Annotated in this window: 4 protein-coding genes and 1 pseudogene; 1 reads left to right on the forward strand and 4 read right to left on the reverse strand. The window is 72.9% G+C overall.

Features of this window, described 5'->3' with window-relative positions:
• Nucleotides 1-273 (reverse strand): ABC transporter substrate-binding protein (locus E6J59_00770; protein ID TMB24127.1); only part of this gene is annotated, 273 nt, incomplete at its 3' end.
• 813 nt (nt 274-1,086) lie between these two features.
• Here E6J59_00770 and E6J59_00775 point away from each other — a divergent pair.
• Entirely contained in the window at nt 1,087-1,773 is a 687-nt protein-coding gene (locus E6J59_00775; protein TMB24128.1) for an OmpA family protein, read from the forward strand.
• 433 nt (nt 1,774-2,206) lie between these two features.
• Here the strand turns inward: E6J59_00775 and E6J59_00780 are convergent, their stop codons facing one another.
• The 3 genes and pseudogenes from E6J59_00780 to E6J59_00790 all read right to left on the reverse strand — a co-directional run bounded on the left by E6J59_00780 (nt 2,207) and on the right by E6J59_00790 (nt 3,767).
• On the reverse strand, nt 2,207-2,443 hold the full coding sequence (locus tag E6J59_00780) for a hypothetical protein (GenBank protein TMB24129.1): 237 nt from the start codon (nt 2,441-2,443) through the stop codon (nt 2,207-2,209).
• A 90-nt stretch (nt 2,444-2,533) separates the two neighbouring features.
• Nucleotides 2,534-2,848 (reverse strand): annotated as a pseudogene (locus E6J59_00785) (hypothetical protein).
• Nucleotides 2,849-2,882: 34 nt separating this feature from the next.
• Complete coding sequence (locus E6J59_00790) at nt 2,883-3,767, reverse strand: amino acid ABC transporter substrate-binding protein (protein ID TMB24130.1); 885 nt, start codon at nt 3,765-3,767, stop codon at nt 2,883-2,885.
• Nucleotides 3,768-5,064: the final 1,297 nt, after the last annotated feature.

Raw genomic sequence — 5,064 nt, forward strand, 5'->3', positions numbered from 1 at the left:
CGACTCCCGAGCCATCGCCCGGAAGTCGAACGAGTCGCGCATGACCTTCCCGACCCGCTCGCGCCGGTCGCGTTCCTTGGCCGATCCCTGCAGCTCCGGGTCGTTCAACACGGCCGACACGGCGTCGAGGGTCTGACGGACGCGCTCCTGCGGCGCCGCGGCCAGCGCGGACGGGGGGCCGAGCCGGACGAGGAGGGCGACCAGGATCGCAGTGGAAGAGACGCTCGGTCCCCATCGCGCGCGTCGGGGAGCTCGATTCGCCATCTCGTCCATGGTTGCACCGTATCGCAGGCCGGTGACGCAGGGAAGCCGTGGAGACGACGCCGAGGCCAGGGGCGGCGAAAACGGCCTGGTGCTGATCGGGCGCGAGCTTCGCAGCAACAACCCGAGGCGACGCTGGACGATGGCCCCGGACTCCCGTCGACGCGAGTCTCCACATCTCACACCGAAGCGAGGACGTTCTGGACGATCGGCTGGCGCGCCGTCCGTGGACTTGGCAGCGCGAGCCCGTACGGACGTCTTGGTCACCGCGAAGCAGTACCGGGCGGTCGGCGGAGCTGGGGAGGGCGGCCGAGCTCGCGCCCGACGAGCCGCGCTACGCCTACGTCTATGCGCTCGGCCTCGACGCCGCCGGCGAGCGTGCCAAGGCGCTGGGGATCCTCGCCGATGCGCACCGCCGGTTCACGGGCGAGCGGGAGATCCTGACTGCGCTCGTGGAGCTGTCGCTCGCGGCCGGCGATACCGAGGCGAGCGCGCGCTGGGCGCAGCAGCTGCGAGGACTGGATGGCGGTGCGAGGTGAGGATCCGGCGCGACCCAAAAAGACCCTGGCGCACGGGCAAATTGGACCATGGTCCAATAGCCGTCGCGGCGCTGAATTGGGATAAGGCCTCCGGATCGGGGTTCGCGGAGGATCGCACGATGAGTCGCAACCGATCGTTCTCGCGCATCGCGCTCTGCTTCGCGGCGCTGTGCATCGGCCCTGGGGTGAGGCGGGATACCCGGGTGCTCTCATGCTGGCTGGCGAGACTGCCGGAAGTTTGACTGGCTAGGTCCATTGCGGTAGGAAGCGCGCCCGAGTGCGGGCCATGGACGGAAGGAGAGACACGATGCGTGACCAGAGGGTGACAGCGATCGGGCTCGTCGGGCTCATGATCCTGACGGGCTGCAGCGCCATGCACGAGCGGCGCTGGGGCTACTGCGCGCTCGCCGGCGGACTCGCCGGCGCAGCCGTGGGCGCCGGCACGGCGGGTGGGCTCGTCAATGCCTACGAGGGCGGCCATGGCGGCAGCCACCAGGAGACGGGCGCCGCGGCCGGTGCGGGGGCCGTCGGAGGCGGGCTCCTCGGCGCGCTCCTCGGCCACGTGATCTGTGACCCCCAGCAGGAAACCCCGCCGCCTCCGCCGCCGCCAGCGCCGCCTCCGCCGCCGGTGAAGAAGCACATCGAGCTCTCTGCCGACACGTACTTCGACTTCAACAAGGCGAAGCTGAAGCCGGCAGGTGAGGAGAAGGTCGAGGAGGTCGTCCAGACGATGAAGCAGCACCCCGAGGTCCGCGCCACCGTCGAAGGCCACACCGACTCGGTCGGGTCGGAGGCTTACAACCAGCGCCTGTCGGAGCGGCGGGCCAATGCCGTCCGCGACTACCTGGTCGCACACGGGATCGATGCGTCGCGCATCACGACGCGCGGCTACGGCAAGACGAAGCCGATCGCGAGCAACAAGACAGCCGAGGGCCGGGCGAAGAACCGGCGCGTCGAGATCACGGAGGAGTAGCTCCGCCGACGCCCGTGACGCATGCGCGGCCGGGCCGGGGTACCGCTCCGGCCCGGCTGCGTGATGCACGTACAGGTGCGCGAAGGCGCCGGAAGGAGTGCTCAAGTCCTGGGACAGCGTCGAGGACGCATCCCAGGCCTGGGCGGATCTGATACAGCGGCGGCTGCGTGAAAAGCGAGAGGCCAGCCACTGAGCTGATGCCTCTCATACACCGCGCCGAGCCCATCGGCGAGTCGCGACCGTCGTGCATTGGACCATGGTCCAATGGCGCGTGTGGTCTCCGCCGCGTATACGACCCGCCCGCACGGCATCATCACGATCGGAGGGGACCGCCCCGCAGCACCGCCGCCCCCGGACGCTCCTGTTCAGCGCGGCCGGTAGGGCTCCGACCGGGCCACCTTGACGAGCTGTCCCCGGGGCAGGGGCGCGCTCGCTACGACGCCGTTGGCGACGGCGGCCATGTGGCGGTGGCGTCAGCGCGGTCGAACAATTGCGCGAGCGTCTCGCCGCCGAGGGCGACGATCCAGCCCGCCTCGGCGGCGAACTCCTGGCCGAGACGATCCGCCTCGTGCTCTTGCCCGCGGCTGTACGGGGCCACCACGAGCGCGCCCGCAAGGCCTCCGATTCCGCCCACGACGTCGCTCAGCGTGGGGCTCACGATCCCCGTCACCGCCGCACCGAGGCCCGTCAGGCCGCGAGCGGCGCCGCGCGCGTCACCCGGTTCACGGCGTGGCGGGCGGCCACGTGGCCGATCTCGTGTCGCGAGCTCGTCCTCCGAGTTGGTGATCGCGAGGAGCCCGCGCGACACGTAGACGTAGCCTCCGGGCAGCGCGAAGGCGTTGGGCTCGGCGGTGTCGGCCACGTGGAGGCTTCGTGCCCCGGCGCGTGCTCCACGAGCCGCTGCCCGACGGCGCTCACGTAGGCGGTGAGCACCGGGTCGTCGACGAGCCCCATGGTCTCGGCGACTCGCCGCGCCTCCTGCTCGCCGAGCTCGCGCTCCTTCGCGCGCGAGACGAGGACGATCTCGGGCCGTCGGGTGATGGGGTTGAGACTGCAGGCGGTCGCAGCGAGGCAGACGACCAGTGTGAGACGCGGCGCGGACGCCGTGCTCATCGGGCGCGGACCTCGGCCTCGAGCCGGGACAGGTAAGGGATCCAGCGCGACAGGATCCGCTCGCGGGTGCCGTCCTCGCGCCAGCGCGCGAGCGCGCCGTTCATGGCGGCGCGCAGCTCGTCGTCGGAGGGGCGCAGGCCCCAGCCGAGCTCCTCCCGGTTGAGCGGGTCCAGCACCGGCGCCAGCTCGGCCTCGTGGCCGGACACGAACCAGAGCAACACCGGGGCGTCGTGAATGACGGCGTCCACGCGATGTTGCTGCAGCTCCATGACCGCGGCCGCCGGGGTCGGATAGACGGACACCGAGGCGGCCCGCTGCTCGCGGGCGAAGCGCTCCCCCGTCGTCCCTCCCACCACGCCGATTGCGCCGACCTTCCGCAGCACGGTCTTGCCGTCGGGATAGCGGTCCCGGTCGCCGCGCCGCACGACCGCGAGAAGGCCCGAGCTGAGATAGGGGTCGCTGAACGCCATCCGGACCTGCCGCGCCGGCGTGATCGTCATGCCCGACATGATGGCGTCGGTCCGACCCGCCAGGAGCGCCGGGATCTGGTCGTCCCAGTCCACCTCGCGGAGCTGGAGCGGCCGGCCGAGCGCACCCGCGAGGGCGCGGGCGAAGTCCACCTCCAGGCCGACCAGCTCGCCACCCTGCCGGAACGCGAACGGCGGCGAGGACGGGGTGACGCCGACCCGGAGGGGCGGGGAAGTCGGTGCGACACCCGATGGCGCGGCGGGCCGGCCGGAGCCGGTGCGGCACCCGGCGAGCGCCAGCAGGGTGAGGGCGAGAGTCACAGCCGTGCGACGGTTCCGTCCGAGCATGAGGTTCCTCCGTGGCGTGGCCCTCGCCGCCGTGCCACGGCGGCGGGATGCGGCCGGCGTTCGCATAGCACGCGGGCCGGGGCGGCGTCACGCAGCGGCGGAGTGTCGAGAGGACCGGATCCTGGCCGTCATCGAATCGCCGTGACCATTCCGCCCGCAAAGGACGGATCCCGAATACTAACTAACTGTGCGCCCGGTGGGGCGCTTCGAGATGTAAGGGAAATCCGTCTGTCCGCTTCCTGGAGGGGGCGGACGGTAAGCGCCGTGGCGTGAGCCTCCCCCTACTCGCTACGCCCTGCGCGGTGGGTCATCCGGAGGACCGTGTTCGAGACGGCGTGCGCCGTCCCCGTGGAGACGGTGCACGCGTCATTCCGTGAGAGGGCCCGAGGGCCAGCGCGCTAGGCGTGCGGGGGCCGTGCCCGCCGCTCGTTCGGACGCGCCCACGCTGGCGCGCGGAAGCGTTCCGGGCGCGCCGGCCGAATCGAGGCCTGCGGCGGGCGAGGCGCGCCCCAGCGCGCCGAGGGCGGTGCGGCGGGCGGCGTGTGATGCGGCTTCTCGTGCGGCGCGGGCCGCGGCATCTGTGCGCCCGGGTGCGTGCCGTGCGACACGTGCGGTGGCGGGAGAGCGCCTTGCGGCGGCGGCTGCGCGTGCTGATGCTCGCCGTGATGCGGCGGTGGGGACGGCGCCGGCCGCGCGTGCTCCGCGTGGCGCGGCGCCGCCGGCGGCGCTGCGTGTTCGGGTGCGCGCGTGCCGCCGTGCGGTTGTCCCGCAGCGGCCGGCGCATGCGGCGCTCCGTGCTCGTGCGGGCCGCCCGGGTTCGGACGCTCGCTCCGCGCGCGCTCCGGCGGCGGCGCGGGGCGCGCCCCTGCCTGGCCCAGCCGGCGGTGCTCCGCTCCCGGCGGTGACGGTGGGGTCGCGCGGCCACCGGGTGAGGCCTGGCGGCCGCCGCCCTGCGGCCGCGGCGCGTGCACGAGCCGGGGCGGCGGCGTCGCGCTCGCTGGCGGGTTGAGCCCCGCGGCGCGCAGGTGCTGCGAGTGGTCCTGCGGCGGGCGCGTCGCCACCACGGGCCGGGCATGCACCGCCTGCGGCGGGCGGAGCGCGTGGCCTTCCTTCGCGACCAGGCTCGCCGGGGTCGGCTTCACGCCGAGGTTTCCGTGGATCGGACGGAGACGTTTCACGTCGGCCGCGGCCAGGCGCACGTGCTCGACGTGCCCCCGGCCGAAGTGGTCACGATTGACCGCGATCACGGCGTTGTGCACGTGCGTGTTCTGGAAGACCGTCACGTTGCGCACGTTCACGTAGGTGTTGTGCTGTATGACGACGTTGTTGACGATGCGCGGGCCGCCCCAGCCGCCCCACCAGC

This window comes from Deltaproteobacteria bacterium, assembly GCA_005879795.1.
In the GTDB taxonomy this organism is placed as follows: Bacteria; Desulfobacterota; Binatia; order DP-6; family DP-6; genus DP-6.

What these genes read in the sequence shown, in the direction of transcription:
- E6J59_00775 (TMB24128.1), top strand. Translation starts at nt 1,087, where the DNA reads ATGGACGGAAGGAGAGACACGATGCGTGACCAGAGGGTGACAGCGATC.
- E6J59_00790 (TMB24130.1), bottom strand. Translation starts at nt 3,767, where the DNA reads ATGCGAACGCCGGCCGCATCCCGCCGCCGTGGCACGGCGGCGAGGGCC.